This window comes from Halomonas citrativorans (assembly GCF_014898005.1).
In the GTDB taxonomy this organism is placed as follows: Bacteria; Pseudomonadota; Gammaproteobacteria; order Pseudomonadales; family Halomonadaceae; genus Vreelandella; species Vreelandella citrativorans.
Genome location: NZ_JABUYX010000054.1, coordinates 1 through 2,490 on the forward strand (window position 1 = coordinate 1; position 2,490 = coordinate 2,490).

2 protein-coding genes are annotated in these 2,490 nt (G+C 51.2%); both read right to left on the reverse strand.

The genetic code is table 11. The features are described 5' to 3' along the window. Nucleotides 1-173: 173 nt before the first annotated feature. Entirely contained in the window at nt 174-1,427 is a 1,254-nt protein-coding gene (locus tag INT20_RS17845; protein WP_226912249.1) for a type II toxin-antitoxin system HipA family toxin, read from the reverse strand. Then, on the reverse strand, nt 1,417-1,755 hold the full coding sequence (locus INT20_RS17850) for a helix-turn-helix domain-containing protein (RefSeq protein WP_193057445.1): 339 nt from the start codon (nt 1,753-1,755) through the stop codon (nt 1,417-1,419). Before INT20_RS17850 ends, INT20_RS17845 begins: the two co-directional genes overlap by 11 nt. Nucleotides 1,756-2,490 lie beyond the last annotated feature (735 nt).

A 2,490-nucleotide genomic window follows, 5' to 3' on the forward strand; every position in this document is an offset into this window, starting at 1 on the left:
TTTGTGACAGCGTGGAAAACAGCTTTGAGCTTTACGGGTGGGCGCTGGTCACTGATGTGCAATTGGATAGCAAATGAGCTTTTGATGATAATTCTAAATAAGGTTTTGAGGTTACCCGCTTTTGGTGCTTTGATGATTTCATCATGACTGTATCTAACCAGGAGAATGCTGTCTCATCTCTCAGAATAGCCCTCCAGCGCAAACGGATTTAGAAACTGCCTACCCCATAGAAAGTCACGATCGACCTGGCTTAGGTCAGCCTCATCGCAAACAGCATCCCAATAATCATGGATGATCGCAATCTGGTGATTGATGATTTCACGGGCCTGAGTCCGGCTAAGACCGAGCCGCTCTGCGGCTGCCAAACAGTGGATTAGCTGACTGCGACGTTCCTGGTCATACAACAGCATCGCCTGGGTGGCTTCGCCACCGGTACGTGACTGCGGACAGATATCGTAGGCCGGAGTTAGTCGATAGTGCATACCATCCCAGAAGGCAGCATGATTACGTGCATGGTCGTCGGTATTTCCGCAAAGTACGTTGAAGACGATGCGGCTGAACAACTCGACCAGTGTTTTCCCCGGCTGGTTGAATTTAGATCGGATTCGATGGGCGAGATCTTCATAGCTGGCATAGCGGGCCATCATCTCGTCCAGACCGAGCAGCGTGAGAGCAGAGAGCACAATGTGTCTCCCCCAACCATCAGCTGTCTTCATTCTGTCGAAGCGTTCAATCAGCAGTACATCCTTGCCTAATGAGCGGGCCATCTTGATGGGCGCAACATCCAGCCCCGCCTGCTGGGCGAGCCGCATGGCGACAAATTCCGCCTTCACTACGCTGTAAAGGTCGGTACTAGAAGAGAACTTTGCCACCAATTTGCGATCCTGATCGTTCAACAGAGCCTTAGGGCGGGCACCGCCGATACTGCTGCCATGCTGAATGGCCAGGTCTAAGGCTGGGGGCAGCGGTTCTCCAGCCTCTACATACGCTGAGGCTTCTTGCAATTCATCCAAGGTGGCAACTTGGTTCTCTTGTGGTCGGTAGTCAGTGGGCGATTGCTGTAAATCTAACGCACCGATTCTATCCGAGCCAGATTCGAGCAGATAGACTAACTCATTGAAGTCGACACCATTAGCCTTATCGCCTTTTTGCCCCGTAAGACGGTTGATAATGACGCGTCGCCCCCAAGCGTCTGGTGAGGCGTCACGTAGGCAGGAAGGTAACGCACCGTCTACTTTCTCCTGGTTTCCGGGACGAAGGGGGAGCTCTTCGGGGAATAGGCTGATCGCATCAGGGCGTGTAAGGTAACTACGACCATAGGTAAAGCGATAGTGGTCTTGATCATCGCGTTCGACAAGACCGGCGACCACTGGAAATGTCTGTCTGGGAAGCCAGATCCAAACGTAGGCGCGTCGACTAGAAATCATCATCAATAGGCTCTTGTGGCTGGCGGTGAACCCGCTTGGGGAGCAATGTTAGCCGGTCTCGCTGGATCGTTTGTTCGCGGTTTAGTGTGTCCAGATCATTGGTGAATAGCGAAACGCCGACCAACGCCGCAGCTTCGAAATAAGTTCCAATAGCCACTCGGGATGAGCCTTTGGCGACCTGACGGATAGTGACCACGCCAACACCAACCCGATCAGCGAGCTCGTCGCGGGTCCACCCTTTATTGAGTCTACCCTCTTCGATCAGTCCGGCGAACAGACGCAGGGAGAGGGAGGCTTTAGGGCTGAGGGTAACATGCCGTGTTTTCATATCGACACTATAATATATATATCTTTTATTATCGACAATATAATGTCGATTTATTACATTTTTACCTTAGAGAACAACTTTGAGCCTTACTGGTGGGCGCTGGTCACTGATGGGTAATTGGATGGCAGATGAGGTTTTGAGGTTAACTGCTTTTGGTTCTTTGATGATGTCATCATTTTCTGCCCAGGCAGATGTTGCGATCGTAACCTGTAACATTAAGCACATAGGGTGGATTTACGGTAAGGACTTCGCGACTTTGGGTGAGATAGGCAACAGTTTCGATTTGCTCGCTGTGCAAGAAGTGATGAGGTAACTGCTCCCCGCCCTAATGGGTGGGGCTTCCCTCTTCAACGGCTGCTACCGACAACGTGGCGGATTTACGCGAGCTTCGATGGGCAAGTCCTTCAGCCTTCAACTTCAAGATACCTTGATGCTTGATCGTTGATGTCCCGGTCGTAACGTGTATGGCAGGTGGAGCGACTACTGAGACGCTTAAAACTTATGTTCAGTGGCACCAGGCACCAGACTAGAACTGCGAAGAAGGGGCTGAAAATCTGCATCTTTCGTTGGAGCAGGCATCGGGTGAACCTTGAGGATACGTGATGAGTCACCTGATCGGCCGCAGCAGCTAAAAAGAAGCGTATGTGTTTTTTGGGGTGAGAATCGTAAGTTTAAGCATCCGGTGGAGACGCTGTGTTTTTCGACGGTGCTGGTGTCTTTTCATAGGAGCCGTAC

Excerpts from the sequence above, each read along its gene's own strand:
- INT20_RS17850 (WP_193057445.1), bottom strand. The coding sequence starts at position 1,755 with ATGAAAACACGGCATGTTACCCTCAGCCCTAAAGCCTCCCTCTCCCTG.
- INT20_RS17845 (WP_226912249.1), bottom strand. The coding sequence starts at position 1,427 with ATGATTTCTAGTCGACGCGCCTACGTTTGGATCTGGCTTCCCAGACAG.